27 protein-coding genes and 3 tRNA genes are annotated in these 26296 nt (G+C 64.9%); 17 read left to right on the top strand and 13 right to left on the bottom strand.

Features of this window, described 5'->3' with window-relative positions:
* Positions 1-20 precede the first annotated feature (20 nt).
* From efeO to AC3ZI9_RS12895, 3 genes are all read left to right on the top strand, one after another.
* Complete coding sequence (gene efeO / locus AC3ZI9_RS12905) at positions 21-1187, top strand: iron uptake system protein EfeO (protein WP_441380320.1); 1167 nt, start codon at positions 21-23, stop codon at positions 1185-1187.
* A gap of 5 nt (positions 1188-1192) precedes the next feature.
* Positions 1193-2512: an iron uptake transporter deferrochelatase/peroxidase subunit gene (gene efeB / locus AC3ZI9_RS12900; protein ID WP_198962395.1), complete on the top strand. Its 1320-nt coding sequence runs from the start codon at positions 1193-1195 to the stop codon at positions 2510-2512.
* Between the two features lie 310 nt (positions 2513-2822).
* On the top strand, positions 2823-3539 hold the full coding sequence (locus AC3ZI9_RS12895; RefSeq protein WP_086999059.1) for a hypothetical protein: 717 nt from the start codon (positions 2823-2825) through the stop codon (positions 3537-3539).
* A 103-nt stretch (positions 3540-3642) separates the two neighbouring features.
* Here AC3ZI9_RS12895 and AC3ZI9_RS12890 read toward each other — a convergent pair whose 3' ends face one another.
* Positions 3643-4131 (bottom strand): YajQ family cyclic di-GMP-binding protein, encoded by a 489-nt coding sequence (locus AC3ZI9_RS12890; RefSeq protein WP_086999056.1) that lies wholly within the window; start codon positions 4129-4131, stop codon positions 3643-3645.
* A gap of 182 nt (positions 4132-4313) precedes the next feature.
* On the opposite strand from AC3ZI9_RS12890, the gene AC3ZI9_RS12885 reads away from it, so the two are divergent.
* Positions 4314-4395 (top strand) — tRNA-Tyr (locus AC3ZI9_RS12885).
* A gap of 102 nt (positions 4396-4497) precedes the next feature.
* Here AC3ZI9_RS12885 and AC3ZI9_RS12880 read toward each other — a convergent pair.
* A complete protein-coding gene (locus AC3ZI9_RS12880; protein WP_086999054.1) occupies positions 4498-4911 on the bottom strand; it encodes a hypothetical protein in 414 nt (137 codons plus the stop codon).
* A 151-nt stretch (positions 4912-5062) separates the two neighbouring features.
* On the opposite strand from AC3ZI9_RS12880, the gene trxA reads away from it, so the two are divergent.
* Together trxA and AC3ZI9_RS12870 are read left to right on the top strand one after the other, a co-directional pair.
* Positions 5063-5431, top strand: coding sequence for a thioredoxin (gene trxA, locus AC3ZI9_RS12875; protein ID WP_086999051.1), 369 nt, complete (start codon positions 5063-5065; stop codon positions 5429-5431).
* Positions 5432-5530: 99 nt separating this feature from the next.
* Positions 5531-7240 (top strand): AMP-binding protein, encoded by a 1710-nt coding sequence (locus AC3ZI9_RS12870; RefSeq protein WP_489923661.1) that lies wholly within the window; start codon positions 5531-5533, stop codon positions 7238-7240.
* A 15-nt stretch (positions 7241-7255) separates the two neighbouring features.
* Here the strand turns inward: AC3ZI9_RS12870 and AC3ZI9_RS12865 are convergent, their stop codons facing one another.
* Positions 7256-8284 carry a DNA-3-methyladenine glycosylase family protein gene (locus AC3ZI9_RS12865; RefSeq protein WP_443427017.1) on the bottom strand — a complete coding sequence of 343 codons (1029 nt, stop codon included), beginning with the start codon at positions 8282-8284 and terminating at the stop codon, positions 7256-7258.
* A gap of 116 nt (positions 8285-8400) precedes the next feature.
* On the opposite strand from AC3ZI9_RS12865, the gene AC3ZI9_RS12860 reads away from it, so the two are divergent.
* A complete protein-coding gene (locus AC3ZI9_RS12860; protein WP_489923660.1) occupies positions 8401-9777 on the top strand; it encodes a cystathionine beta-synthase in 1377 nt (458 codons plus the stop codon).
* A gap of 30 nt (positions 9778-9807) precedes the next feature.
* Positions 9808-10965, top strand: a complete 1158-nt coding sequence (locus AC3ZI9_RS12855; protein ID WP_489923659.1) for a cystathionine gamma-synthase — start codon at positions 9808-9810, stop codon at positions 10963-10965.
* Between the two features lie 40 nt (positions 10966-11005).
* On the opposite strand, the gene AC3ZI9_RS12850 is transcribed toward AC3ZI9_RS12855, so the two are convergent.
* The 3 genes from AC3ZI9_RS12850 to AC3ZI9_RS12840 form a co-directional block, all read right to left on the bottom strand.
* Positions 11006-12250 carry a CaiB/BaiF CoA transferase family protein gene (locus tag AC3ZI9_RS12850; RefSeq protein WP_086999042.1) on the bottom strand — a complete coding sequence of 415 codons (1245 nt, stop codon included), beginning with the start codon at positions 12248-12250 and terminating at the stop codon, positions 11006-11008.
* A gap of 30 nt (positions 12251-12280) precedes the next feature.
* Positions 12281-13468, bottom strand: a complete 1188-nt coding sequence (locus AC3ZI9_RS12845; RefSeq protein WP_086999039.1) for an amidohydrolase — start codon at positions 13466-13468, stop codon at positions 12281-12283.
* A gap of 79 nt (positions 13469-13547) precedes the next feature.
* Entirely contained in the window at positions 13548-13973 is a 426-nt protein-coding gene (locus AC3ZI9_RS12840; RefSeq protein WP_158225902.1) for a hypothetical protein, read from the bottom strand.
* Between the two features lie 282 nt (positions 13974-14255).
* Between AC3ZI9_RS12840 and AC3ZI9_RS12835 the strand changes: the two genes are divergently transcribed.
* The 5 genes from AC3ZI9_RS12835 (at position 14256) to AC3ZI9_RS12815 (ending at position 17889) form a co-directional block, all read left to right on the top strand.
* A complete protein-coding gene (locus AC3ZI9_RS12835) occupies positions 14256-16130 on the top strand; it encodes a DEAD/DEAH box helicase (RefSeq protein WP_086999034.1) in 1875 nt (624 codons plus the stop codon).
* A gap of 216 nt (positions 16131-16346) precedes the next feature.
* Positions 16347-16418: transfer RNA gene (locus AC3ZI9_RS12830), tRNA-Thr, on the top strand.
* Positions 16419-16489: 71 nt separating this feature from the next.
* A tRNA-Met gene (locus AC3ZI9_RS12825) sits at positions 16490-16563 on the top strand.
* Between the two features lie 86 nt (positions 16564-16649).
* Complete coding sequence (locus AC3ZI9_RS12820) at positions 16650-17612, top strand: DUF2797 domain-containing protein (protein ID WP_441380315.1); 963 nt, start codon at positions 16650-16652, stop codon at positions 17610-17612.
* Between the two features lie 19 nt (positions 17613-17631).
* Complete coding sequence (locus tag AC3ZI9_RS12815; protein ID WP_086999031.1) at positions 17632-17889, top strand: hypothetical protein; 258 nt, start codon at positions 17632-17634, stop codon at positions 17887-17889.
* Between the two features lie 7 nt (positions 17890-17896).
* On the opposite strand, the gene AC3ZI9_RS12810 is transcribed toward AC3ZI9_RS12815, so the two are convergent.
* Positions 17897-19552, bottom strand: coding sequence for a SulP family inorganic anion transporter (locus tag AC3ZI9_RS12810; RefSeq protein WP_443425077.1), 1656 nt, complete (start codon positions 19550-19552; stop codon positions 17897-17899).
* 5 nt (positions 19553-19557) lie between these two features.
* The gene (locus AC3ZI9_RS12805; protein WP_086999025.1) at positions 19558-19884 is read right to left on the bottom strand and encodes an ArsR/SmtB family transcription factor; all 327 of its coding nucleotides are present in this window, start codon (positions 19882-19884) and stop codon (positions 19558-19560) included.
* Between the two features lie 167 nt (positions 19885-20051).
* Here AC3ZI9_RS12805 and AC3ZI9_RS12800 point away from each other — a divergent pair, with 167 nt between their 5' ends.
* From AC3ZI9_RS12800 to AC3ZI9_RS12785, 4 genes are all read left to right on the top strand, one after another.
* The gene (locus AC3ZI9_RS12800; protein WP_441380313.1) at positions 20052-20504 is read left to right on the top strand and encodes an FAS1-like dehydratase domain-containing protein; all 453 of its coding nucleotides are present in this window, start codon (positions 20052-20054) and stop codon (positions 20502-20504) included.
* Positions 20501-20947, top strand: a complete 447-nt coding sequence (locus tag AC3ZI9_RS12795) for a MaoC family dehydratase (protein ID WP_443425078.1) — start codon at positions 20501-20503, stop codon at positions 20945-20947. The genes AC3ZI9_RS12800 and AC3ZI9_RS12795 overlap by 4 nt, the downstream gene beginning before the upstream one ends.
* Positions 20944-22008, top strand: a complete 1065-nt coding sequence (locus AC3ZI9_RS12790) for a UDP-N-acetylmuramate dehydrogenase (protein ID WP_489924043.1) — start codon at positions 20944-20946, stop codon at positions 22006-22008. Before AC3ZI9_RS12795 ends, AC3ZI9_RS12790 begins: the two co-directional genes overlap by 4 nt.
* A gap of 78 nt (positions 22009-22086) precedes the next feature.
* Positions 22087-22278, top strand: a complete 192-nt coding sequence (locus tag AC3ZI9_RS12785) for a hypothetical protein (RefSeq protein ID WP_086999014.1) — start codon at positions 22087-22089, stop codon at positions 22276-22278.
* A gap of 119 nt (positions 22279-22397) precedes the next feature.
* On the opposite strand, the gene AC3ZI9_RS12780 is transcribed toward AC3ZI9_RS12785, so the two are convergent.
* The 5 genes from AC3ZI9_RS12780 to AC3ZI9_RS12760 form a co-directional block, all read right to left on the bottom strand.
* The gene (locus AC3ZI9_RS12780) at positions 22398-23300 is read right to left on the bottom strand and encodes a class II glutamine amidotransferase (protein WP_086999011.1); all 903 of its coding nucleotides are present in this window, start codon (positions 23298-23300) and stop codon (positions 22398-22400) included.
* A gap of 134 nt (positions 23301-23434) precedes the next feature.
* Complete coding sequence (asd, locus tag AC3ZI9_RS12775; protein WP_086999008.1) at positions 23435-24553, bottom strand: aspartate-semialdehyde dehydrogenase; 1119 nt, start codon at positions 24551-24553, stop codon at positions 23435-23437.
* A 109-nt stretch (positions 24554-24662) separates the two neighbouring features.
* On the bottom strand, positions 24663-24890 hold the full coding sequence (locus AC3ZI9_RS12770; protein WP_342744379.1) for an NF038396 family protein: 228 nt from the start codon (positions 24888-24890) through the stop codon (positions 24663-24665).
* Entirely contained in the window at positions 24891-25472 is a 582-nt protein-coding gene (locus AC3ZI9_RS12765; protein ID WP_086999005.1) for a dihydrofolate reductase, read from the bottom strand.
* The gene (locus AC3ZI9_RS12760; RefSeq protein ID WP_086999002.1) at positions 25469-26272 is read right to left on the bottom strand and encodes a thymidylate synthase; all 804 of its coding nucleotides are present in this window, start codon (positions 26270-26272) and stop codon (positions 25469-25471) included. The genes AC3ZI9_RS12765 and AC3ZI9_RS12760 overlap by 4 nt, the downstream gene beginning before the upstream one ends.
* Positions 26273-26296: the final 24 nt, after the last annotated feature.

The following is a 26296-nucleotide window of genomic DNA, read 5'->3' as shown; positions in this document are numbered from 1 at the left end:
TCGACCCTACAAGGATCCCCATGACCTCCAACCGCACCCTCCCCGCTATCGCCGCCCTAGCGGTAGCCGCGCTCACTCTGGCCGGTTGCACCGATAACAATGCGACCGCAGCCGGTGGCGAGGACGGCACCATTGCGGTGACCAGCACCGATGACACCTGCGAGGTGAGCGCCGAAAGCGTGCCCGGGGGAACGCTTAAATTCTCGGTAAAAAACGAAGGATCCCAGGTCACCGAATTTTATCTGCTGGCAGAAGACGGTCTGCGCATTATTGGAGAGGTGGAGAATATCGGGCCCGGTCTGAGCCGGGACTTGGTGGTGGTGGCTCCGGAAGGAAATTACGCTACTGCTTGCAAACCAGGCATGGTCGGCGACGGCATCCGGGCGGATTTTGCTGTGGGACCGGTGCCCGAGGGCGAGGAGATCAGCGCCGACCGGGCTGCCTTGCAGGAGACCGCCACCACGCAGTACAGCGCCTACGTCAAGGATCAGACCGACCAGCTGCTGTCAGGTACCAAAAAGTTCGCCCGGGCCTTCGCGGAAGGTGACACGGAACAGGCCAAGAAGCTCTACGCATCGACGCGTATGCACTGGGAACGCATCGAGCCGGTGGCCGAATCATTCGGCGACCTGGACCCGATCCTTGACGCCCGAGAAGCCGATCTGGAGCCGGGGCAGGAGTGGACCGGTTGGCACCGGGCGGAGAAGGACCTGTGGCCGCCGAAGGGCGACTATCAGGACATGAGTTCCGCCCAACGCCAGAAGATCGCCGACCAGATGGTCGCCGATACCGAGGAGCTACAGGCCCGCACCCTGGAAGTCGAGTTCACTGCGGATGCGCTGGCCAACGGGGCCAAGGAACTCCTTGACGAGGTGGCCACGGGGAAGGTCACCGGTGAAGAGGAGATCTGGTCTCACACGGATCTTTGGGACTTCCAAGCCAACGTCGACGGGGCCCGCATCGCCTACGAGGATCTCAAACCGTTGCTCGACCAGGACGACGCGAAGCTCGATGCCAGCCTCGAAAAGAACTTCACCGCGCTGCAGAAGCTCCTGGACCAGTACAAACGTGGAGACGGGTTCGTGTACTTCGACGAATTGACCGAAACCCAGACCCAGGAACTCGCCGCTGGCGTCGACGCCTTGGCGGAACCATTATCCCGGCTCACCGCCGCGGTGGTGAAGTAGCAGCCGTGGAGGAAGAACACCTCGAAGAGGCAACGGTCCAGGAGCAGGGGCCGCCGGCCCGTGGTCTACGACGCCGGACCTTGTTCGCAGCCGCAGGCATCGGCGGCGTGGTCGGTGCTGCAGCAGGTGCCACGGGGGCCGCCGCCGTGGAACGTGTTTCCACTCCGAAAGCACAACAAGACGTCGTTCCTTTCAGGGGGGAGCACCAGGCGGGAATCGAGACCGAAGCACAGGACCGGATGCATACGGCCGCCTTCGACGTCACGACAGCTGACCGAGACGAGCTGATCTCGCTGCTGAAGGATTGGACGGCCGCGATCGAATCGATGACCGCTGGCCAGCCGGTCGGGGGCCCAAAGGGGGCCACGGGGGGCGCCTATGACGCTCCACCGGAGGACACCGGCGAAGCGTTGGATCTTCCCGCGAGCCACCTCACCGTGACCATCGGCTTTGGACGCAGCCTCTTCACCCACGGAGGGAAGGACCGTTTCGGGTTGGGCGATCGGATGCCCGAGGCGCTGATCGAGCTACCGCACTTTCCCGGTGACGCGCTGGAAGAACACCGTAGTGATGGTGATCTGGTGGTCCAGGCCTGCGCCGACGATCCGCAAATCGCCGTCCACGCCGTCCGCAACCTGGCGCGGATCGGCTTCGGTCGTGCTCGTGTGCGGTGGAGCCAAATCGGCTTCGGACGCACGTCCTCCACCTCGACCGACCAGGTCACCGCACGAAACCTCTTCGGCTTCAAAGATGGGACCGCGAACGTCAAATCGCAGGAAACCCAGGCCGTGGCCGACCACGTGTGGGTCTCAGGGGCCACGGGCGGACAAGCGTGGATGAATGCCGGGACCTATATGGTGGCTCGCCGGATCCGGATGCACATTGAAACCTGGGACCGCACATCGTTGCGCGAACAAGAACTGGACATCGGACGGACCAAACGAGAAGGTGCACCCCTTTCGGGCGGCGCCGAGTTCGACGAACCCGACTTCGATATGAAGGGTTCCGCAGGTCCATTGATTGCGGGGGACTCACATGTCGCCCTGGCCCATCCGAGCCGGAACGGGGGTGTGAGGATGCTGCGCCGCGGATTCAACTACACGGACGGCTCCGATGGTCTGGGGCGGCTCGACGCTGGTCTGTTCTTCATTGCCTACGTGGTGGATCCGCGTACCCACTACGTGCCGATGCAAATGGCCATGGCCAAGAACGATCTACTGGTTGAGTATCTGAAACACACGGGGTCAGGTCTCTTTGCCGTTCCCCCAGGGGTGACCGACCCGGATGGCTACCTGGGCGAAGGCCTGTTCAAGTCAGCGACGTAAAATCGCGTCGAAGCCAGGTTTCATGAGTGGCCGGAGGTCTCTCGCGAGTGGGTGCACGCGAGATTGATCCGTTGCTTCTGTCCCATAGCCGCGCCGCTGCTCCTGACAGCACCCGACGGTGCGCCATATAACGCAAACACTCGTAGGCAGGAGCAAAAACTGTCACTGGTATTCCGTAGTAATGCATCATTGAAGTGGCGGCAGTAACTTCCTAGACTCAGTGTGTTGAATCATTGGAAAACGACGGCAATTAACGCACGGTGCGGTCCTACGGAGACGACGGTAGGTCCGCGACAACGCTCAGGAGACGATGATTGTGAAACACGCAAGACTCATCATCAGCACATTGTCGGTGGGAGCTGTTCTCGTCGGTAGCAGCGCCTGTATTTCAGAACCCGAATCCGCGCCAGCCAGCTCGAGCGAAGTCCAGGGAAGTAATTCCTCTGGACCGGCAACCGAAACAGCGCAGCAGACGCCCCCACCCCAAGCGGAAGAGCTCTACCCCGCCCTGAAACGCACACCGGGTGAGGATGATCAGCTGCCCGCAAAGGCCGACCTCGGAAACATCAACCGCGACAGTGTTCGCTGGCTGGGTAGTTCGTCGTATACCGCACAATTTATAGCCACCGACTCGGAGGACAACCTCTGCTTCATCGCCTGGGCGACCCCGGGCCACGGGGATGCTACCCCGGTGGATTACGGAAGCCCCGGAATCCAATGCAGCACGATTCCGGAGGTCCAGCAACAGGGGCTCTCAGTACGCGTGGATCAGGGCGAGGGCTCTGATGGTCTGGTGGCCCACCTGCTCCCACCGGACATGGAGATGCCACAAGTGAAAAAGACCATTCTGGCGATCCCCGGAAACCATCAGGACCTCCGGCCACCCGTGGAAATCATGGACAACGTTGATCACTCGATCACGCTCGCCATGGGTACTGAGACCGCCGATGACTTGGGCGGCATTGAAATCCCGCGTCCGGACGGCGAAACCTTGACGTTGACCTCCCCACCGGAGACGGACAACTAACGGCCGGGGCCATCAACTGATCTCTCGTTAAACCTGAAGCCCAGATGCTGCGGGGCCGCCATCCAGCAGGACGGCGGCCCCGCAGCGTGCGTGAGGTGAAGAGCTAGCGGAAGTTCACGAACTGCAAGTCAACATCCTCGAATTTGCGCAGCATCTCCATCGTCGCCTGCAGATCATCGCGGGACTTTGAAGAGACCCGCAGCTCGTCGCCCTGGATGGTGGACTTCACGCCCTTGGGTGCTTCGTCACGGATCTGCTTATTGATCTTCTTCGCGACGTCCTGGGCGATCCCCTCCTTGATGGAGGCCTCGATCCGGTACTCCTTGCCCGAGGCGTAAGGTTCGCCCGCGTCCAAGGACTTCAATGAGATCTTTCGCTTGACCAGTTTGGACTGGAAGACGTCCAACACTGCCTTGACACGTTCTTCTGAACTGGCTTTCAACAAGATGTTGTCGCCGCTGAAGTCGAGTTCGGCTCCGACGCCCTTGAAGTCATAGCGCTGCGAGATCTCCTTTTGGGCCTGGTTCATCGCGTTCGAAACTTCCTGGCTGTCGACCTTGCTCACGACATCGAATGTGGATTCACTGGCCACAAGTCCTCCTCAAGTTGATTTCCTGCATTGGCCTCCAGCCTATCGGCAGGGGCGCACTGGGGCACCCCATCAAGGCGCCGGGAGCCAGGCTTCAGCACGTCGCCGGAGCCCGGTTGGAAAGCCGATTCGATTCTTGGCAGGAATTTCGGTAAAGTTTCTACTCGTTCCATTACGGAACTTCGGGCAGATTTCCCGAGTGGCCAAAGGGGGCTGACTGTAAATCAGCTAGCATCGCTTTCACTGGTTCGAATCCAGTATCTGCCACCCACGGTCCCAGCGCGGACCGCTGAAAACCCCGGACTCACGAGTCCGGGGTTTTCTCATGTCCGGAACCGGCCCGCGCAGAGATAGGTCAAGTGACGAGCTTCAGGCGGCCAGCTCGTTGCCGACGTGCCTGATGTACAGATCCCACAGGATGAGATGTGCATCCCGACTGGCTTTCATGACGGTCCCATAGTGGGCCCATTGCCACGCGGTCGCACCATTGGAATCCGGGGGAGCCGGGGGACAATCGCCAGGGGTCCACCACCCGGCAGGAGACCAGAGGGCGTGGATCGGGCCGGCGCTCGTGGCAGCCGAGGAGCAGTCGTCCAGCGGATGGGGAAGCCGCATGCGTCGTTGGATTCGTGGGGCTTCACCGACAGCAAAAATCTCGGACTTGGATACCTCCATCACCTGAGGCATGAGTCGTTGATATTCATCGGCCAGTTCGCAGCTGGCCCGGATGGACTCCCGCAGAAGTTCACCTTCAATCACGAACAGCAGTGTGCAGCGTGGCATGTGCGTTCCTCCTTCAGGGTCGATTCCCTCTAGAAATGAGCCTAGGTAGATGCCATGGCCCGGCACAGGGGGAGCGCCAAGCTGTGGAAAACCCCTCCACCGAACGACGCCGGGGCAGACATGCGGCAGGACGGGAGGCTACCGTGGAGGTATGGCTACCATCGACATCACCGAAGAACAGTTCCAGCAGACCATCCAGGACAACGACATCGTCTTCGTCGATTTCTGGGCCTCCTGGTGTGGACCCTGCAAGCAGTTCGCCCCGATCTTCGCTGCCGCCTCGGAAAAGCATGACGGCATCACCTTCGCCAAGGTGGACACCGAAGCCGAGCAAGGCCTAGCAGCGGCGGCGGGGATCACCTCGATTCCCACGCTCATGGCCTTCCGCGACCGCGTGCTGGTGTTTTCCCAGCCCGGCGCCATCGGGTCCTCCCAGTTCGATGACCTGATCGAGGCGGTCAAGGGCATCGACATGCAGGAAGTCCATGCCCAGCTCGCCGAACAGACCCCCGGCCAGTAGCGTAGGACGTCCCTCGGGGAGGGGCGCGAGAGGCCAGCGCGGGGCTGATATGTTGTGGATCACAGACAGTTGGACCGCAATCCCTGAAAGGTGCCGTCGATGATGGATACCGAGAACCCCGCTAGCGCCGATTCCTACACTCACGGGGGCAACGTTCCCGCGGTTCTGGAGCAGAGCATCGGGGAGAACTTCCGATCGGTGGCGGCCCGGTTCCCTGAATATCCGGCCGTCATCGAGGTAGCAACGGGACGCAGCTGGACCTATGCGCAGATGGACCGGGCCACCGACCAGCTCGCCCGAGCCTTGATTTCTGCGGGGATCGGCATCGGTGACCGGCTGGGTATCTGGAGCCCGAACTGTGCCGAGTGGACGCTGCTGCAATACGCGACCGCCAAGGCGGGCATCATTCTGGTGAATGTGAACCCTGCCTACCGCCTGGAGGAACTCTCCTTCGTCGTCGGGCAATGCGGCATGCGGGCTCTGGCCGTCGCACCCTCGGACCAGAGCAGTGACTACACCGCGATGGCCCGGACCGTGGCCGCACAGGACAACCCGCTGCAGGATCTGATCCATCTGCCGCGCCCGGACGGCCTTGATCCCACCGGATGGGATGCTTCGGCGGATGTCGCCCAGAACCCCGGACGGGAGTTCACTTGGGAGTCCTTACTGGAGCTGGCAGATCAAACACCGCAGGCGAGCCTTGAAGCGACCTTGAAGTCCCTGGATCCCCATGATGCGATCAACCTGCAATACACCTCGGGGACCACCGGATTTCCCAAGGGTGCGACCTTAAGCCACCACAACATCCTGAACAACGGCTTCCATATCGCCGAATTGCTCGGCTACACCGAGAACGACCGGGTGGTGCTGCCCGTCCCGTTCTTCCACTGCTTCGGCATGGTGATCGGCAACCTGGGGGCGCTCTCCCATGGGGCGGCAACCGTCTTGCCGGGGCGGGCCTTCAAACCAGAGGAGACCCTGCACGCCGTGCAGGCCCATGGAGGCACCAGCCTGTACGGGGTGCCCACGATGTTCATCGCCGAACTCGCCCTTCCCGATTTCGCCGACTACGACCTGACCACCCTGCGTACCGGGGTCATGGCCGGGTCGACCTGCCCGGAGGAGGTGATGGAGCGGGTGATCTCCGAGATGAACATGACTGAAGTGGCCATTTGCTACGGAATGACCGAAACCTCGCCGGTCTCCACGATGACCCGCACCGACGATTCCTTGGAACGCCGCACCCAGACCGTCGGCAGGACCATGCCCCAACTCGAATCCAAGGTCGTTGACCCGGTCTCCGGAAAGGTGGTTCCCCGGGGCTCGACCGGCGAATTGTGCACGCGGGGCTACGCCGTGATGAAGGGCTACTGGGGGGAACCAGTGAAAACGGCCGCGGCGATCGACGCCGACGGATGGATGCATACCGGGGATCTGGCCTCGATGGACCAGGACGGCTATCTTCGGGTCGAGGGGCGAATCAAGGACCTGATCATCCGTGGCGGCGAGAATGTTTCGCCCCGGGAAATCGAGGAGTTCCTCTACCGACACCCCGATGTCCAGGACGTCCAGGTCATTGGGGTTCCCGACGAGAAATACGGGGAGGAGATCATGGCCTGCATCATTCTGCACGAAGGGGCCCCGGAGATGACCCTGGAAACGGTGCGCGAATACTGTGGCGGGCGGATCGCCCACTATAAGATCCCCCGCTACGTACAAATCCGCAGCAGTTTTCCGATGACGATCTCCGGGAAGATCCGCAAGGTGGAGATGCGTCAGGAAGCCATCAGGATGGTCGCCGGGAACTAGCCCGCGGTGCCGACCTTAGCGGTCACGGTGATCCATCGGCGCCAGCCGGGGTCCGAAGGACGGTTTGTGGAATCCTGTCAGCCCGATCAGTCGGACCACGCGTTGGCGATGCCCAGAGTAGGGGGCCAGCAGCCGTAGCATCCCCGCATCGTCGGTCGCCGTGCCGGCCAGTGCATGGCCGACGTAGGCAGGCAGATGGAAATCACCGATGGACACAGCATCGGGGTGACCATGGCTGCGCTGCACGGTTTCGGCGGCAGTCCACGGGCCGATCCCCGGAAGCGACTGCAATTTCCCGCCCGGATCCTGAGCGAGGTCGAGGGCGCCGAGCCGGTTGATGCCGGCTGCCGCTTCGGCCGCCCGGAGCACGGTCCGACGGCGGGAATCGTCAACCCGGGCCCGATGCCAGTCCCATCCTCCGATGAGGCGCAGGCGGTGGGCCCCGGGGGCGATCGCCAACCCCTCGGGCGCCGGACCGGGAGCCGGGGCACCGAAATGGGAGACGAGATACCGCCAGGCGTGGCGGGCTTCGATGGTGGTGATCTTCTGTTCGAGGATGACCGGCACCAAGGCGTCGAAGACCCGCGCCGTCGAGGGCAGGCGGAAGCCGGGATTCCGCCGTCGTGCCTCGCCGATCCAGTCGGGTAAATCTTCCCGCGGGCCCACGTCGAAACCTGACCAGTCATCCTCCGCGCCCAGCAAGGCAGGGGCCGACAGGACGGCCCGGGAGGCCCCGGGACCCCAAGCCCGCAGGGAAATCCTCGGCCCCTCAAGGGGACCATCGGCTTGCCGGGCACCGCTACGGTGCAGCATCACCAGCAAGGTGGCCGCTCCCTCCCCGGTTTCGAAACACAACCAGGCCCGGTCCGCGCCCACCCGGGTGCACGGATCATGAGTGCCGCGCTGGAGGACACCGAGCGTCGCTGCCAGGTCGTATCCCCGCGGAGCGGACCACTGGCCGTAGGCCTCCGGGGCGTCCACCGGGCCGGTCGGGCGCAGCAGGGCGGCCGGTGCCGGGTAGCCGGGAGCTGCACTGGGGGTCATCCCCCGATGATCCCACCGACGCGCGCCAAGACCCAGCCGGTGGTGCGTGCCCGGTCCATGACTTAGGGTTTCGTCCGACCCGGGAACCGCGGTAGCCCGGCGGTAGAGTCGGTTCCATGAAATACGCGGAATCCGTTCTGGAGCTCATCGGCAACACCCCGTTGGTGAAGCTGTCCAAGGTCACCGAGGGTGTCCGGGCCACGATCCTGGTGAAGGTCGAATACTTGAATCCGGGAGGCTCCATCAAGGACCGGATTGCGTTGAAGATGATCGAGGACGCGGAAAAATCCGGAAAACTGGCACCCGGCGGCACGGTGGTCGAACCGACGTCGGGAAACACCGGCGTCGGACTGGCCCTGGTGGCCCAAGCCAAGGGGTATCAGACGATATCCGTGGCCCCCGATAAGGTGGGCGCCGAAAAACTTGATGTCCTGCGCGCCTACGGGGCCCAGGTCGTGGTGACCCCGACGTCGGTGGCCCCGGATTCACCCGAGTCCTATTACGGGGTCTCCGACCGGCTGGTCCGGGACATCCCCGGTGCCTATAAACCAGACCAGTTCTCCAATCCCGCGGCACCCGCCAGCCACTACGCCTCCACGGGCCCCGAGATTTGGAACGACACCGACGGAAAAGTGACCCATGTGGTCATCGGCGCCGGCACCGGGGGAACCATCACCGGTACCGGGCGTTATCTCCAGGAGGTTTCGGCGGACCGCACCACCGGTCAGGTCAAGGTCATCGCTGCGGACCCCGACGGATCGGTGTACTCCGGAGGCACCGGGAGGCCCTATTTCGTCGAAGGTGTCGGGGAGGATATGTGGCCGGGGAACTACGACCCAGCAATCCCGGATGAGGTCATCGCCGTGGACGATGCGGACTCGTTCGCGATGACCCGCCGGTTGGCCCGGGAGGAAGGCCTGCTGGTCGGAGGTTCTTCCGGTATGGCGGTCGTGGCCGCGCTGCGGGCGGCGCAGGACCTGGACGAAGACGCCGTCGTGGTGGTCATCCTGCCCGACGGCGGACGCGGTTACCTGGCGAAGATCTTCAACGACTCGTGGATGAAGTCCTATGGGTTCATCACCGACGGTGAGGAGGGGACCGTGGCGGAGGTGTTGGCCGGCAAGACCGGCACCCTGCCGGAGTTGATCCACACTCATCCGGGGGAATCGGTGCGCGACGTGATCAACATCATGAACGAGTACGGTGTCTCGGTGCTGCCCGTCCTCTCCGCCGAGCCCCCGGTGCGTCTGGGAGAAGTCGTTGGCAGCGTCGACGAACGTGAGCTCACCGCCCTGCTCTTCTCCGGTGCAGCCACCTTGACCGAGGCGGTCTCCGAACATGTTGGCGATCCCATTCCGCTGATTGGTGCCGGAGAAACGATCGGTGCTGCTCGCCTCCACTTGCAGGAAGCCAACGCTTTGCTGGTCACCCACAACGGTGGCCCCGTGGGCGTGCTGACCCGACAGGACCTGCTGAACCACCTGAACCACTGACCCACCCCTCCAGCGAAAGGCAGAACTTCCATGAGCAGCCCGACCAACGGCTTTAACACTCGTGCCATCCACGCGGGACAAGCCTTCGAACCGCGCACCGGCGCCGTCGTGCCGCCCGTACATTTCTCCACCACCTATGCCCAGGACGGCATCGGCGGATTGCGTGACGGTTATGAATACGGCCGCGGTACCAACCCGACCCGTGATGCGCTGCAGGAGCAGCTGGCGGCCGTGGAAAACGGGGCCCACGCCTTCACGTTCGCCTCCGGCCTGGCCGCCGAGGATTCGTTGATCCGGGCGCTGACCCGCCCCGGAGACCACATTGTGCTCGGCAACGACGCCTACGGCGGAACCTACCGACTGATCTCAGGTATTTTCGGGGACTGGGGCATCGGCAACACCCCCGTGGACATGGCAGACCCCCAGGCGCTGGCCGCAGCCATCGCGGCCAACCAGACCGCCCTGGTGTGGCTGGAAACGCCCTCGAATCCGATGATGAAGATCACTGATATCGCCGCCATCGCGCAGGCAACGCACGACGCCGGTGCCCTGCTGGTCGTGGACAACACCTTTGCATCGCCGTACCTGCAGCAGCCGTTGGATCTGGGCGCGGACGTGGTGGTCCACTCGACCACCAAATACATCGGGGGACACTCCGACGTCGGTGGCGGAGCGGTGATCGTCAAGGATGCCGGGCTGGCGGAGAAGATCGGTTTCCTGCAGTTCGCCGCCGGGGCGGTCAACGGACCATTAGACGCCTTCTTGACCACTCGTGGCCTGAAGACCTTGGGGGTGCGGATGGATCGGCATTGCCGGAACGCACAAACCGTCGCCGAATGGCTGCTGGGCCGTCCCGAAGTCGAAAAGGTCCTCTACCCGGGTCTGAAGGACCATCCGGGCCACGAATTGGCGGCATCACAGATGAGCGGCTTCGGTGGCATGGTTTCGGTGCAGTTCACCGGAGGCGAGACGGCCGCGCGGAAAATTGCGGAGTCCACCCAGGTCTTCACCCTTGCCGAATCGCTCGGCGGCATCGAATCGTTGATGAACTACCCGGCGGAGATGACCCACGCCTCGGTGAAAGGCACCGAACTGGAGGTTCCTGCGAACCTGCTGCGCCTGTCCTGCGGGATCGAAGACGTTCAGGACCTGATCGCCGACCTCGAACGCGCCTTCAGCCAGCTGTAACCGAACCGGCTGCCCCGCCCCCAGGGCGGGGCAGCCGAACCTAATCCGTGGCGTCCGGGACCCCGGCCGACGGGGCGGGGTTCTCCTCCTCGAGCCATGACCGGATGGACTCGGCATCGGCGTTGAGCAGGGGAGGGGACGTATGGGCGGTGCGGGTGGTCTCCTCGGCGGTCGCCGCGTCGAAGAACCGTAGCGGCGGGCCGGGCAGCTGGATCGTCCCGAGCACCGGATGCTCGACGTCGACCAGCAGACCCTGGGATTTCACCTGCTCCCAGGCATAAACCTCATCCAGGGTCCTGACCTTTCCTGCAGGCACCCCTGCCTCGTTCAGCTTCTCCAACAGCTCGGCAGGAGCATAGGCACTGAAGGCGTCCTCGATCACGGTAATGAGCTTCTCACGGTGGTGGACGCGCTCGGCATTGGTGGCGAAGTCGGGGTCCTCTCCATCGATGCCGAAGGCCCCGGTCAAGGCCTTCCAGAGTTTATGACTACCAACGCTGATCTGGACGTTGCCGCCGCGGCAGGCAAAAAGACCGTAGGGGGCGATCGAGGGGTGGTGGTTACCTTGGGCCCTCGGGACCTCCCCGGCGACCGTGGCCCGGGTGCCCTGGAAAGCGTGCACACCGATGGCCGATGCCAAGAGCGAGGTCCGCACGACCTGGCCGCGACCGGTCTTCTCCCGTTCCAGCAGGGCAGCCAAGACCCCGTAGGCGCCGTACATCCCCGACAGCAGGTCGGTGATCGGCACGCCGACGCGTTGGGGATCATCCGGCCCGGAACCGGTCAGGGACATCAGCCCCGCCTCCCCCTGGACGATCTGGTCGTAGCCGCTGCGCTTCGCCTCCGGACCGTCATGGCCGAAGCCGGTGATGGAGAGGATGACGAGCCGGGGGTTGAGCTCCTGCAACGTCTCCATGGAGAACCCCAACCGGGTGAGCACCCCCGACCTGAAGTTTTCCAGCAGGGCGTCCGACCGGCGGATCAACGCGGTCAACGTGGCCCGGCCCTCCTCGGATTTGAGATCGAGGGACAGGGATTCTTTATTGCGGTTGCAGGACAGGAAATAGGTGGCCTGCGGGTCGTCCTCGGGACCCACGAAGGGTGGGCCCCAAATCCGGGTGTCATCCCCGGTATCGGGGGTTTCGACCTTGATGACCCGGGCCCCGAGGTCTCCGAGCATCATGCCGGCATGAGGTCCGGCCAACGCCCGGGTCAGATCCAGAACGGTGTAGCCGGCCAACGGGCCGCCGGCGGTCGAGGGGGACGGTGCATTCGTGGGGGACACGAGGGCTCCTTTCGAAAGAGTGGAGAGAAACTACGGGCGGGCCACAGCCCGGTCGACGACGACTGGAAGGCGGGTCCTGGCATCGAACTCCATGACCTTCCGGCCACCGATGAACACCTGCTGGGCCCGCTGCATCACGTCCAACGGGTCCCCCGACCACAACACCAGGTCGGCGTCCTTGCCCGCTTCGATGGAACCGAGGCGATCCGAGAGGCCGAGCACGCGGGCCGGGTTGATGGTGATCGAGCGCAGCGCCGTCACCGGGTCCAGCCCTTCCTTCACCGCCAGGGTGCACTGGTGGACCAGGAAGTTGATCGGCACCACCGGGTGGTCGGTAATCACGGAGATCTCTACCCCGGCGTCGTGCAATTTTCCCGGGTTGGCCAGTGAACGCCCGCGCAATTCGACCTTGGATTTGGTGGTGAACAACGGACCAATCAACACCGGGATCTTGCGTTCTGCCAACAGGTCGGCAATCAGATGGGCCTCGGTGCCGTGGTCGATGACCAGGTCGTAACCGAACTCATCGGCCAAACGGATGGCGGTGGCCACATCATCGGTCCGGTGGCAATGCTGACGCCAGGGGATTTCTCGGCGCAGCACCATCGCCAGGGCTTCCATGCGCGGATCGATGGCTTCGGAGTCGGCCTTGGCCATGTAGTTTTGTGCCTCGATGAAGGCCTTGCGGATCACCATGGCGGTGCCCAGCCGGGTGGAAGGGGTCTGCTTCTTCTCCCCGTAAACACGTTTGGGGTTCTCTCCGAGGGCCGACTTCAGGCCGCTGGGGGAGCGCAGCACCATCTCGTCGATATAGCGGCCATGTGTGTGGATGGCCACGGCCAGCCCGCCGACCGGGTTCCCGGATCCGGGGTTGACGTTGACCGTGGTGATGCCCCCGGCCAGCGCATCGTCGAAGCCGGGGTCGAAAGGATCCACCGCGTCGATGGCGCGGACCGCCGCCATGATCGGGTCGGTCATTTCGTTCACGTCGGCACTGGCGCCACCCTCCCCTTCGGGGTGCATACCCAAATGGACGTGGGCGTCGATGAACCCCGGCAGCAGCCATTGGCCGTTCGCGTCGACGATGTCCGCGCCGGCGGGAACGACGATATCTGGGCCGCTGGCCTCGATTTTGCCGTCTCGGACGATGACCGCCCCGTCATAGGGTTCGGACTCGATGGGGACGACGTGCGCGTTGATGATGGCCAGCAGACTCATGGGTGAAGCCCTTTCGAAGCGGTGACGGGATGCCCCGAGCCTATCGCCCCACCGTGAGCTGCGACACGGTGTGTTCGGGCTACTTCGGAGGAAGGCTGCGCAGGGCACGGCGCTGGGCCTTGCGCTCGGCCCGTGCTGCCCGGGACTGTTCCTTGAAATAGGCCAGGCTCGGCGGCAACCAGAGCAGGACGACGCCGATGAGCAGGGTCGCCCCGATGACCCCGAGTCGGGGGCCGCGCAGGATCAGTGGAACCCCGCCGATGAGTCCGATGGTCGTCAGCCAGGCGCGCCCAGCCAGTTTTCCGCGGGAGAGGCGCCAGGCGCCGTAACCAACGCCGAGGCCCAGCAGGGCCAGCAGCACTCCGAGTGCCACGAGCCCCGATGGGCCGCGGTCGTCCAAGAGTTTGGAGTTCCCCCACGAGGCGATGCCCAGACCCAGCAGGGCGGCTGCCAGCACGGTCCACCAGCCGACGGCCAGTCGCAGGGTGAGGGGAAGTTTGTTCACGCCTGCCAGCTTACTGGGTGTGCCCAACCGCACAGCGTTCGGCCCGTCGTCGTGCCGCACCCTCCTGTAGACTGGGATCTCACCGATATCCGGCTTCCCTCGCATCCTGCCCAATTCTTGAGGCAGGAGCTCATCGTGTGTGAGTCCGCAAAATAGCGGGCAGTTTCTTCATAGGGGAGCGGCCGGACTGGTGTTTGAGTCCGAATGTGCCGCGGATCCCGCCTCGTCAGAGCCACGGGTTATCCGCCCCTATGAATGAGGTAATGCCCCGTGTCTTCCGACATGTCCACCAACACGCCCGAAACCCCCTCCGAAGAGACCCCGGTGAAGTTCTCCGACCTCGGGATCGATGGCCGCGTCCTCGCAGCCGTCGAGGACCTCGGCTATGAGACCCCGACCCCGATCCAGGCCGCGACCATCCCGATGCTCCTGGAAGGCCGCGACGTCGTCGGTCTGGCCCAGACCGGCACCGGCAAGACCGCAGCCTTCGCGATCCCCGCCCTGTCACGGATGGCCGAATTGGCCGATCAGAACGGGACCGCCCGCAATACCCAGGTTCTGGTCCTGGCCCCGACCCGCGAACTCGCGCTACAGGTCGCCGAGGCCTTCACCTCCTACGCCAAGCACATGGGTGACTTCACCGTCCTGCCCGTCTACGGTGGCTCCCCCTACGGCCCGCAGCTCTCGGCCATGCGCCGTGGCGCCCAGGTCGTCGTCGGCACCCCGGGGCGTGTGATCGACCACATCAACAAGGGGTCCCTGGACCTGTCGCATCTGCAGTACGTCGTCCTCGACGAAGCCGACGAGATGCTGCGCATGGGCTTCGCGGAAGAGGTCGACAAGATCCTCGAGGCCACCCCCGAGGAGAAGCAGGTGGCCCTTTTCTCGGCCACGATGCCCGGCTCCATCCGCCGGATCTCCAAGCAGTACCTGCGCAACCCGCAGGAGGTGTCGGTGAAGTCCTCGACCACCACCGGCAAGAACACCCGCCAGCGGTACGTCCAGGTGATGGGCGCGCATAAGCTCGACGCGATGACCCGGATCCTGGAATCCGAAGCCCACGAGGGCGTCATCGCCTTCGTGCGCACCAAGATGGCCACCGAGGACCTTGCCGATAAGCTCAAGGCCCGCGGATTCACGACCGCAGCCATCAACGGCGACATCCCGCAGCAGCAGCGCGAACGCACGGTCGAGAACCTGCGCAGCGGCAAGATCGACATCCTGGTCGCCACCGATGTTGCGGCCCGTGGCCTCGATGTCGAGCGCATCAGCCACGTCTTCAACTACGACATCCCGCACGACACCGAGTCCTATGTGCACCGCATCGGCCGCACCGGCCGGGCCGGACGCCAGGGTGACGCGATCCTGTTCATGACCCCGCGTGAAAAGCACATGCTGCGCGCCATCGAGCGGGCCACGCGCCAGCCGGTCGAGGCCATGGCGCTGCCCAGCGTCGATATCGTCAACGATAAGCGCCTCGAGCGTTTCGCCGGCCAGATCTCCGAAACCCTGGCCTCCCAGGAGCTGGGCGTCTTCCGCAACCTCGTGGAGAAGTTCGAGGCCGAACATGACGTCTCGGCAGTGGAGGTCGCCGCAGCCCTGGCCCATATGGCCCAGGGTGGACGCCCGCTGCTGATGGAGGAACTGCCAACCCCGCCGGCCAAGCAGGCACGCATGTCCAAGGGCGCCAAGGATGGCTTCGGCTCCCGCGGGCCGACACGCACCCTCACCGAAGGCAACGCGACCTACAGGATCGCCGTCGGACGTCGCCAACGCGTGATGCCCGGATCGATCGTCGGTGCCCTGGCCAATGAGGGCGGCTTCAACTCCGGCCAGATCGGCGGGATCGATATCCGCGCCGACCACACCTTGGTGGAGTTGCCCGCCGAACTGTCCAAGGACCAGTGGAACTCGCTGTCCCGCACCCGCATCGGTGGCGAGCTGATCCGCCTGGAGCTGGATACCGGCCGTGCGCCACGCCGCGAACGCGAAGGCGGCGGGGGCGGCTACCGCAAGGACCGTGGCGGCTTCGACGGCAACCGTGGCGGCGGCGGAGGCTACCGCAAGGACGAGGGAAGCCGTGGCGGCTCCGGCGGATCGCGTAAGCCCCGTAGCTCCCAGCGCAGCTTCGAAGGCGGCCGCGGCCGCAGCTACTAGCAGCCGCAGGGCCCACTGCGGCCCGCCGACTGACAAGGTTTGAAGGCCGGGTGTCCCCACGGGGATGCCCGGCCTTCAGCCCGTCCAGGGGCCCGCGGTGACGGGGTAGTCGTCGGTCCGATGAGGTCCGTGCGTGCGCTCATTATGTGGCGTCCAACACAAGGAGTGCCCCCGATTTCATCCGGGCGGGAAATGCTGGTAATGTTTTTCTCCGTTGCCCCCCTAGCTCAGTGGTAGAGCGCGTTCTTGGTAAGAACGAGGTCACCGGATCGATTCCGGTGGGGGGCTCTGAATGGAAAGCCCGCGTCCGTGTCGACTCGCGAGAGAAACCGACGCAGACGCGGGCATTTCACATTCGTGGCGGTGTAGCTCAGCTGGTTAGAGCGCACGACTCATAATCGTGAGGTCCCGGGATCGAGTCCCGGCACCGCTACCCATAGGAATCCGTCCCGTTCGCGGGGCGGATTTCGTCGTTAACGCGGCCGCAGCATCCCGAACCCCTCCATCTATGCTGGAGGGATGGAATCACCGGCCCTGCTCAGTAGCGGTATCGAATGGCCCGCCGATGGCACCACCCCCTCCTGGACCCGGCGCACCCGTCACGGCGCAGGAGCCGACATCGTGTTGGAACCGGGAACAAGCTGCTCCTTCGCCGTGGCCCCCGGACGCTGGTGCCTGGGCCATACGTTGGTCCACGCAACCGAGGGGTGGGAACACGTCGATTGCCCCGACGCCGCACGTGCCGAACGCGGAACCCAATGTGGGTCCTGCGTGGCGCGTGACGAAGCCCGCTTCATGCACGACTTTCACCGCTCGGGGATCGCCCCGCCGGGTTTACGCGCCTATCTGGCCCGCCCGCAGTGGCTCTACGTCGCCACCTTCGCCAACGGGGCCTCCAAGGTCGGTACCGCGGGGGAGGGCAATAAGTGGCGCCGGCTCGCCCAGCAGGGTGCCGTCAACGGCACCTACGTGGCGTTGGCAGCCGACGGACGTGTGGTCCGCGTACTCGAGGACCTGGTCACCGAACGACTCGGTCTGAGCCAAGCCGTGCGGTCCTCGGCCAAAACCTCGGGATTGACCGAGCCGGGGCAGGGCGGCCCCTCTGCCACTGGAGTGTACGACGCCGGTTCGCTGGCCGGGGTGCACCAGGCGGCAGCGGAGCGCGTGCTGGCCCTGCTCGCCGAGGATCCCGCGGTCCGCGAGCTCGAGGTCGAACCCGCGGAGGAGGCCTTCGCCCCGCCCCGGCAGGCTCGGATGATGCTGGCTGCCTGGGATGCCGGGGAGCTCTATGCCTACCCCGGATGGCTCAGCGCCAGTACCCACGGTTTCGTCGTCGAATCCGTGCTGGGCCAGAGCCTGGGTGTGCGTTTGGAGGGCTCGGAACGTCTCTACGCCGCCGATGCCGCGGTGCTCAAGGGGCGCAGGGTCACCCCGGGCGAGTACTCCACGGCGATACCCGCCGCGCAGGACTCCTTGTTCTGACCCCGATACACTGGAGGGCATGATCAGCACACCCTGGGAATCGGCGTCGAGCCTCTATAAGCTCCTGGTGATCGCCTCCATGTCCATTTCCGGACTGGGCATCATCCTGGCGTTGGTCGGCGCCAACACCACCAACCGTCCGCTGATGTACACGGCGGTCGCCATTATCCTGGTCGGCCTGCTGACCCATGTGGGGGGTCTGATGGTCCGTGGCCGAGATGTGAAGGCCTATCGGCGGCAGAACCCGCCAGCCCCCCAACAGAAATCCGGGCGCTAAGACACGCTCAGCTGGCCTCGTCGGCCTCGCGGTTCTCACGCACATGTTTGCGGGCATGGTCGATCGCCGGTTCCAGCTCATCGAAAGAGTGGCGGTAGTGCCTCAGGGCGGCGATCACCCCGACGGTATCGGCGAGCTGGAGATGCTCGGGTTTGATGCCCTTGATCAGCACGGTGACCTTGCGGCGTTCCAGCGCCCCGATGATCTCCACCAGGGCGTGGGCGCCGGTCGCGTCGAGCATCCGCAGCCGTGACAGGCGCAGGATCACCACCTCGACTCCCGTCACCGATTGCAGGTCCTGCAGGATTTTCTCTGCCGCCCCGAAGAACATGGCCCCGTCGAGCCGGAAGATGGCGATCCGTTCGTCGCCCTCCGCTGCGGGGCCTTCCAACGGTTCCCGGGCGACTCCTGAGGCCTTGGCGACGGTGCGCAGGGCGAAGAATGCGGCCACGAGCACTCCGATCTGGATGGCTTCGATCAGGTCGAAGGCCACGGTGATGACCGCGGTGATCACGAACAGGGCGGCATCGGCTCGACTCGAACGCAGAATGGAGGCCATGGTGTGTCGGGAGACCATGCGGGTAGCGGTCACCATGAGAATCCCGGCCAACACGGCCAACGGGATGCGTCCCACCAGCTGGGACCCGGCATAGACGACCACCAGGAGCAGCAGGGCATGCACCACGGAGGCCAAACGGGTGCGAGCACCGCTGCGCACATTCACCGCAGTCCGAGCGATCGCCCCGGTGGCTGGCATGCCCCCGAAGAGCCCCGCGGCGATCGAAGCCAACCCCTGGCCAAACAGCTCGCGATCGGGCTGGTAAGGGCCCGTGGCGGAGCCGTTGGGGCCCACCAAGCCGGCGGCGACCCGCGCGGAGAGCAACGATTCAATGGCTGCCAGGGCCGCGACGGCCAGGGCGGGGCCCGCCAGGTCGGCGATGAGGGGCACCGTGAAGCTGGGGAAGGAGGGGGCACTGAGCGCCGAGGGGAGTTCCCCGATCCGGGGAATATCCAGCTGGAGCCATTCGGCGGCGACGGTGATGAGCACGACGGCGGCCAGGCTGGCGGGCAGCCCGGGATGGATCCGGGGGCCGAACACCATCAAGGCGGCGACCAAAAGCACGATCCCCAGGGTGATGGCTGCCGTGGGCCACAGCGAGGTCGAGGCGGCCAACCAGGCAGCCACCGCGGTGTTGAGTCCGGCGGGCGCCGTGGTACCGGTGGCCAGCGGGACCTGTTGCAGGAAGATGATGGTCCCGATGCCGAGCGTGAACCCCTCCACCACGGGCCACGGGATGTAGGCCACGGCGCGGCCCACCCCCAGGAATCCCGCGGACAACACGATCACTCCGGCCATCACCGAGAGCAGGGCGATCGAGCCCGCCCCATGGGTGGCGACGATGGGCGCGAGGATCACCACCATGGCCCCCGTGGGGCCGGAAACTTGCACATGGGAGCCACCGAAGATGGCCGCCACGAATCCGGCGACGACGGCCGTCACCAGTCCGGCTGCCGCGCCGACTCCGGAGGTCACGCCGAAAGCCAGGGCGAGAGGAAGGGCGACGATCCCCACCGTCACCCCGGCCAGGATGTCGGCGCGCCAGGTCGTGGGGAGTTCGGCGTAATCGTTCAGGGTCGGCAGGAACGAGTGGATGCGCCGCATGGCCTTCATCGTGGTCCCGCACTCGTCCGGTCGTTCAGGAAGATCCGCGCAATATCCAGCAATTCAGAGATCCCCGGGTGGGCGAGGGAGTAATAGACGTGGCTCGCTCGGCGCGCGGAGGTCACCACCTGGTGGCGACGCAGCACCCTGAGATGCTGGGATAGATGGCTGGACTCGATGTCCATCTGCTCCAAGAGGTCGGACACCGTGGCCGTCCCACCCTCGGCGGCGCACAGGATTTCCAGGGCCCGGATGCGTGCCGGGTGGGCGAGGCCCTTGAAAAGGTTGGCCTTGATTTCATAAAGGGGCCGTTGCTCATCGTCCAGGAACATGTCGCCTTTCACCACAACTCGCTGACTTGATCAATCCATCATACCGGAGGGGGCGTGGTCGGGAACACGAGCCACGTTCCACCACCGTTCGCCCCCTGCCGGGGCCCGGTGTCATAGGCTGGAGGCCGAGCAGTTCCAGCCATCGACGTGCCTGACAGCGAGGACATATGAGCATCAATCCGGCCCTTGAAGGGCGCAGCTATCCGGCGGGCGGGACCTATGTGGTCTCCCGGGAGAAGATTCGCGAATTTGCGACGGCCACGAAGGCCACCCATCGCGCCCACTACGACCTTGAAGCCGCAGCCTCGCTCGGCCATGCCGATCTCGTGGCGCCGCCGACCTTCGCGATCATCGTCGCCCAACGGGCCGATGCCCAGTTGATTGCCGATCCGGAGTCGGGCATCGATTTCTCCCGGGTGGTCCACGCCGACCAGCGCTTCACCCTGCACCGCCCCATCGTTGCCGGCGATGAACTGGTGGCCGAACTGCATGTGGACAAGGTCCGCGGTATGGGAACCGGCGCGATGATCACCACGCGCGCGGAAATCACCACGGCCTGCGGGGAATCCGTCGCCACCACCATTTCGTCGATTCTCGTCCGCGGAGAGGAAGCAGCATGAGCAACATCGATGTCGCCACCCTGGAAAAAGGCCAGGAGATCGGCAGCAGCACGCTGCACGTGAATCGAGCCGATCTGGTGCGCTATGCCGGGGCCAGCGGTGACTTCAACCCGATCCACTGGAACGAACGCTTCGCCACCGAGGTCGGACTGCCCGGGGTCATCGCCCACGGCATGTTCACCATGGGCGCCGCCGTCACGCTCGTGGAGGACTGGGTCGGTGACCCGGGAGCGGTCATCGACTACCAGAGCCGCTTCACCAAGCCGGTCATCGTCGAGGATCCCGCCGGCACGAACCCCTCCGACGCGCAGGGCACCGCCTTGGATGTCACCGGTGTGATCGGGGCAATGGATCTCGAGGCAGGCACGGTCCGCGTGGACCTGACGGTCATGGCCGGTGGGGAAAAGGTCTTGGTCAAGGCGCAGGCACTGGTCAAACTCTGATGGGCCCACTGCTGTCCACTCTGACCACCAATGGGGTCGGGGGACCCGCCGGGACCTACCTCGAGGCCCGGACCGAGCAAGAGCTCATCACCGCTGTGCGGGAAGCGGACGAGGCAGGCCACCGGATCCTGCTGGTCGGTGGCGGCTCCAATCTGGTCATTTCCGATGACGGCTACCCGGGCACCGTGCTGCGGGTGGCGACCCGGGGCGTGGATATTGCCAGCGCGCCCGGCGGGACCCGCGTCACGGTACAGGCGGGGCACCCCTGGGACGACGTCGTCCGGTACACCCTCGACGCCGGCCTGGTAGGGCTCGAGGCCTTATCGGGGATTCCCGGTTCGGCAGGAGCCACCCCGGTGCAAAACGTCGGTGCCTATGGGACCGATGTGTCCAAAACACTGGAATCGGTGCGGGCCTGGGACCGGCAGGAAGCCCGCCTGGTGGTTTTCGGTGCCGCCGATCTGGACTTCGGATACCGGAACTCCCTCCTCAAGGCGACCACGGTGGAGGGTTCCCCCCGTTATGTGGTCCTGGACGTCAGTTTCGTGCTGGAGACCTCCGCATGGGGAGCTCCGATCGCTTATGCCGAACTCGCCCGGACCCTGGGCGTGCAGGCCGGCGAACGCGCGAAGTCGACAGCCGTCCGCTCCACCGTTCTGGGCTTGCGCGCAGGAAAAGGCATGGTGTTGGACCCCTCCGACCGGGATACCTATAGCTCCGGGTCCTTCTTCACGAACCCGATCGTCGATGCCGAGACCGCTGCATCCCTGCCCGAGGACGCACCGCGTTTCCCCGCCGAGGGCGGAACCAAGCTCTCTGCGGCCTGGTTGATCGACCGAGCCGGCTTCGCCAAAGGTTTCGGGCTCCCCGGCACCCCGGGCGCTTCACTGGCCGGGGGGAGGGCTTCGCTCTCCACCAAACACACCCTGGCGATCACTAATCGTGGTGAGGCCACCGCGCAGGACCTGCTGGCCATCGCCCGGGCCGTTCGCGACGGCGTCAGCGAACGTTTCGGGGTCACCCTGCATAACGAGTCGCTGCTCATCGGTATTGAGCTCTAAGGACACGGAAGGATTAACATTTCCTCCCCGTGCAAGTCATCGTGGACTTTTAGGGCTGAACTGACGCATTATTGAGGCATGGAACACGAGACGAGCCTGGAACACGCGATGGATCTGGCCGAAGGCAACATGAAGGAAGCCAAACGCTTGCTCGACCAGGGCAAGGCGGCCCATGCTGCCGGGGAGATCAGCGATGAGCGGATGGCCTCGCTGCAGCGACTCTATGACACGGCACATGAGGATGTGGGACGCGCCCGCCACGACACCTGAGTCAACGCGAGCCGGTTGGCTATGCCTCGAAGGGCGGGGGTACCGCGGGTCGAACCGCTGGTACCCCCGCCCTTCGCGTCTCCCGGGCCCGGGTGGCCGGGGCCTAGCCGGCGGCAGGCCTAGCCGCCGGTAGTTTCCAAGGCGGTGAAGACCGGGTCGTGGCCGCGGGTGAAGACCCCCACCGTGGCCGGGGGAACTTCAACCCAGTGCCGTTTGCTCCAATGCAGCTCCAGCGGTTCGGAGGCCACCAGCTGGGCGTCGGCGGGCAGCATCTCCAACTCTCCGGTGCCGGCCCCGAAGCCGACGCCGACATGCAGTGTCATCGCTCCAGAGGAGTGGAAGAGCGAGGGGGCCTTGACCGCCGGGGCGTCGGGGCTGACCCACCGCAGGACGTACAGCCGCTCCCCATCCGAGGCGGCGATGGTGGCCCGGAACGGCTCGGCCAGGCCCCGGTCCTTCCGGGCCTGCTCGATCCGGAGGATCATCCGGGTCAGTGCCCGGACGGGGTCGGTAGCCAATCCGTAGGTGAGGGCCAGGAAGAAGCAGACCTCGGTATCGCTATTACCGCGGATGAAGGGGTAGAGCTCGGGGGCCACATCGAAGGTCAGTTCACGTTTGACGGCACTGAAGCCGTTGATGTCACCGTTGTGCTGGAACATCCACCCGGCATGGACAAAGGGGTGGCAGTTGTCCTGGGCGATGGTTCCCCCGGGGGCGGCACGCACATGGGCCAGAAAGCATCCGGAGGAGATCTGCGCCGCAAGATGACGAAGGTTCTGGCTGTCCCAGGCGGGAGTGATCTCCCGGTACTGCCCCAGCGTGCCGTTGACGCCCGCCCACGCCAAGCCGAACCCGTCCCCGTTGGTGGGGAAGGCATGGTCGCGGAACTGAGAAGACATGGCCAGCGAGGGCAGTTGGAGATCCCGGGCGAGCAGGCTCTGGTCCAACAGTGAATGATTTGGCCTGGTCAGCACCGTATCCATGGTGATGGGTGATCCCACATAGGCAAGCCAGCGGCACATGGCCACCTCCACAACTGGTTGGTCAGGCCAGTCTGGACCCGGGCAGCCGTGCAGGCAACAGGCTGGGCTGCAGCCCCGCTTAAACGACGACGACGGCTCCCGGAGGGCAGCCGTCGTCGTGGCGGGTTCAGGGACTAGAGGCGCCCCAGGGCAATGGCCAGCATGCGGCGCAGCGGTTCGGCGGCACCCCAGAGCAGCTGGTCGCCGACGGTGAAGGCCGAGAGGTACTTCGGGCCCATTTCCATCTTGCGGAGACGTCCAACCGGGATGTCCAGCGTTCCCGAAGCGGAAACCGGGGTCAGCTGCTCCATGGTGGCCTCCTTGGAGTTGGGGACCACGGTGGCCCACTCGTTGTCTTCGGCGAGGATGCGCTCGATTTCATCCAGCGGCAGGTCCTCGGTCAACTTCAGGGTCAGGGCTTGCGAATGCGAGCGCATGGCGCCGACGCGAACGCAGAGACCATCGAGCATGATGTGGTTATCCGCGGTGGTGCCCAGAATCTTATTGGTCTCCGCTCCGGCCTTCCATTCCTCCTTGGACTGGCCGTTGCCCAGATCGGCGTCGATCCACGGGATGAGCGAGCCGGCCAGCGGAACACCGAACTCGGAGGCATCCAAGCCGCTGCGCTGGGCCTCGAGGACCTTGCGGTCGATCTCCAGGATGGCGGAGGAAGGATCTGCCAGCTCGGTGCCTACGGAGGAATGGATCCCACCGAATTGGTTGAGCAGTTCGCGCATGTGGCGGGCACCGCCACCGGAGGCCGCCTGGTAGGTCATCGCCGTACCCCATTCGACCAGCCCGTTGCGGAACAGTCCGCCCAGGCCCATGAGCATGCACGAGACGGTGCAGTTGCCGCCGATGAAGTCCAGGGTGCCGCCGGCCAGTCCGGCGTCAATGACATTGCGGTTCACCGGGTCCAGCACGACGATCGAGTCGTCGTTCATGCGCAGGGTGGATGCTGCATCGATCCACAGGCCCTTCCATCCCCGGGCCCGCAGTTCGGGATGGACGCGCTGGGTGTAGTCACCACCCTGGGCCGTGACAATGATCGGCAGCTTGGCCAGCTGGTCGACGTCGTACGCATCCTGCAAAACGTCCGCACCCGCGGCGAACGAGGGGGCGGGGCCACCCGGGTTTGAGGTCGAGAAGAAGACCGGGTCGATGCCCTCGAAGTCCCCTTCGTCGAGCATGCGTTGCATGAGCACGGAGCCAACCATGCCTCGGTATCCAATGAATCCAACGGTAGAAGTCATTCAACCATCGTACGGTGGGCAGGGGGTCGAACCCCAGCCGGGTTACTTCGCCCAGCCGCCCATGCCGGGCTTCCCAGCCGGATCCTGACTCTTTTTCGTGGGGCCTGGGCTACTGATCGGAGAGCAGTTTGGCGCGGCGGTTGATGGCCCAGAAGGCACCCAGGGCAAAGGCCTGGGTGATCGTGAACAACACGATGATCCCGCCGATGACCTGGCCGGTGATGATCATCCAGAGCCCGAGTGCGGCACAGATCAGGGCCAACAGGGGGAAGAGCATGAAACCGATCGCGAAGAGCGGTTCCGGCTTCGTCGTCAGTTCCTTGAAAGCTTCCTTCACTTAGCTGCGCTCCCAAAGTTCGTGGCGGTATTCGGTCCCGTTGGCGGCAGTCAGCCATCCCTGCGACGGTTCGCTGAGCGTCAATTTCCAGACGGGAGACAACCGGGGAGCCCGGGTATCGCCCGCGGCGTCGATGTTGATGACCGTGACCACTGCGGTGTCGGCCAACGGCTCGTAGGCGGCGTAGACCTCACCACCGCCGCAGATCCAGGTCTCGGCCGGGCCCTCGGCGGTGGCCGCGATATCCAGTGCCTCCTGGGGGGATCCGGCCACCGAGGCGCCAGCTTCGGCTACCTCGGATGCCGTCTGGGCTTCGGAGGTCAGCACGATGTTGGTACGGCCCGAGAAGGGGCGGAACTTCGGTGGGATCGAGGCCCAGGTCCGCCGGCCCATGATGACCGGGTGGCCCATGGTGGTGTTCTTGAAATGCTTCATGTCCTCGGGCAGGTGCCAGGGCATGGTGCCTTCCTGGCCGATCACCCCGTCCACCGTCTGGGCCCAGATCATGCCAATGCGCCCGGCGGCACCGGTCTGGCCTGCCGGCGTAGCGTCCGTGGTCGCGTCGGCGGAGTGGCGGCTCATACGGCCACCGGTGCCTTGATGGTCGGGTGGTGTTGGTAGTCGAGGATCTCGAAGTCCTCGAGCCGGTAGTCCAGGATGGACTCCGGGGTGCGGGTCAACCGCAGCCGGGGAGCCGGGTAGGGTTCCCGGCCGAGCTGTTCGTTGACCTGGTCGAGGTGGTTGTCGTAGATATGTACGTCCCCGCCGGTCCAGATGAACTCCCCGACCTCGAGGCCGACCTGCTGGGCTACCAGATGGGTGAGCAGGGCGTAGGAAGCGATATTGAAGGGGACCCCGAGGAAGGTGTCGGCGCTGCGCTGGTAGAGCTGGCAGGAGAGTTTGCCGTTGGAGACATGGAACTGGAAGAAGACATGGCAGGGCGGCAGAGCCATGTTCTCCAGTTCGGCCACGTTCCAGGCCGAGACGAGATGGCGGCGGGAATGCGGGTTGGTCTTCAGGGCGTCGACCACTTGGGTGATCTGGTCGATATGTCCACCATCAGGGGTGGGCCAGGAGCGCCACTGCACCCCGTACACCGGCCCGAGGTCGCCGTTCTCGTCGGCCCATTCGTTCCAGATCCGCACGCCCTGTTCCTGCAGCCAGGAGACGTTGGATTCCCCGCGGAGGAACCACAAGAGTTCGGCGGCCACCGATTTGAAGTGGACGCGCTTGGTGGTGATCAGCGGGAATCCGGCTTGCAGATCAAAACGAATTTGCCGGCCGAAGACACTGCGGGTGCCGGTTCCGGTTCGATCCGGGGACGGGGTGCCGTTTTCCAGCACATCGCGGAGCAGATCCTCATAGGGGGTGGGTATAGCCATGGCCAAAGTCTACCGGTCTCCAGG

This window comes from Arthrobacter sp. AOP36-F1-5, assembly GCF_058137995.1.
This window is presented reverse-complemented; position numbering and strand designations above follow the sequence as displayed.

Bases quoted from the DNA above. Each gene is read 5' to 3' on its own strand.
- AC3ZI9_RS12760 (WP_086999002.1), bottom strand. From the start codon at position 26,272: ATGGCTATACCCACCCCCTATGAGGATCTGCTCCGCGATGTGCTGGAA.
- AC3ZI9_RS12765 (WP_086999005.1), bottom strand. From the start codon at position 25,472: ATGAGCCGCCACTCCGCCGACGCGACCACGGACGCTACGCCGGCAGGC.
- AC3ZI9_RS12805 (WP_086999025.1), bottom strand. From the start codon at position 19,884: ATGTTCCTGGACGATGAGCAACGGCCCCTTTATGAAATCAAGGCCAAC.
- AC3ZI9_RS12820 (WP_441380315.1), top strand. From the start codon at position 16,650: ATGGAATCACCGGCCCTGCTCAGTAGCGGTATCGAATGGCCCGCCGAT.
- AC3ZI9_RS12845 (WP_086999039.1), bottom strand. From the start codon at position 13,468: ATGAGTCTGCTGGCCATCATCAACGCGCACGTCGTCCCCATCGAGTCC.
- AC3ZI9_RS12895 (WP_086999059.1), top strand. From the start codon at position 2,823: ATGATTGTGAAACACGCAAGACTCATCATCAGCACATTGTCGGTGGGA.
- asd (WP_086999008.1), bottom strand. From the start codon at position 24,553: ATGACTTCTACCGTTGGATTCATTGGATACCGAGGCATGGTTGGCTCC.
- AC3ZI9_RS12835 (WP_086999034.1), top strand. From the start codon at position 14,256: ATGTCCACCAACACGCCCGAAACCCCCTCCGAAGAGACCCCGGTGAAG.
- AC3ZI9_RS12795 (WP_443425078.1), top strand. From the start codon at position 20,501: ATGAGCAACATCGATGTCGCCACCCTGGAAAAAGGCCAGGAGATCGGC.
- efeO (WP_441380320.1), top strand. From the start codon at position 21: ATGACCTCCAACCGCACCCTCCCCGCTATCGCCGCCCTAGCGGTAGCC.
- AC3ZI9_RS12870 (WP_489923661.1), top strand. From the start codon at position 5,531: ATGATGGATACCGAGAACCCCGCTAGCGCCGATTCCTACACTCACGGG.
- AC3ZI9_RS12810 (WP_443425077.1), bottom strand. From the start codon at position 19,552: ATGCGGCGCATCCACTCGTTCCTGCCGACCCTGAACGATTACGCCGAA.
- AC3ZI9_RS12785 (WP_086999014.1), top strand. From the start codon at position 22,087: ATGGAACACGAGACGAGCCTGGAACACGCGATGGATCTGGCCGAAGGC.
- AC3ZI9_RS12780 (WP_086999011.1), bottom strand. From the start codon at position 23,300: ATGTGCCGCTGGCTTGCCTATGTGGGATCACCCATCACCATGGATACG.
- AC3ZI9_RS12800 (WP_441380313.1), top strand. From the start codon at position 20,052: ATGAGCATCAATCCGGCCCTTGAAGGGCGCAGCTATCCGGCGGGCGGG.
- AC3ZI9_RS12815 (WP_086999031.1), top strand. From the start codon at position 17,632: ATGATCAGCACACCCTGGGAATCGGCGTCGAGCCTCTATAAGCTCCTG.
- AC3ZI9_RS12860 (WP_489923660.1), top strand. From the start codon at position 8,401: ATGAAATACGCGGAATCCGTTCTGGAGCTCATCGGCAACACCCCGTTG.
- AC3ZI9_RS12880 (WP_086999054.1), bottom strand. From the start codon at position 4,911: ATGCCACGCTGCACACTGCTGTTCGTGATTGAAGGTGAACTTCTGCGG.
- AC3ZI9_RS12855 (WP_489923659.1), top strand. From the start codon at position 9,808: ATGAGCAGCCCGACCAACGGCTTTAACACTCGTGCCATCCACGCGGGA.
- AC3ZI9_RS12865 (WP_443427017.1), bottom strand. From the start codon at position 8,284: ATGACCCCCAGTGCAGCTCCCGGCTACCCGGCACCGGCCGCCCTGCTG.
- trxA (WP_086999051.1), top strand. From the start codon at position 5,063: ATGGCTACCATCGACATCACCGAAGAACAGTTCCAGCAGACCATCCAG.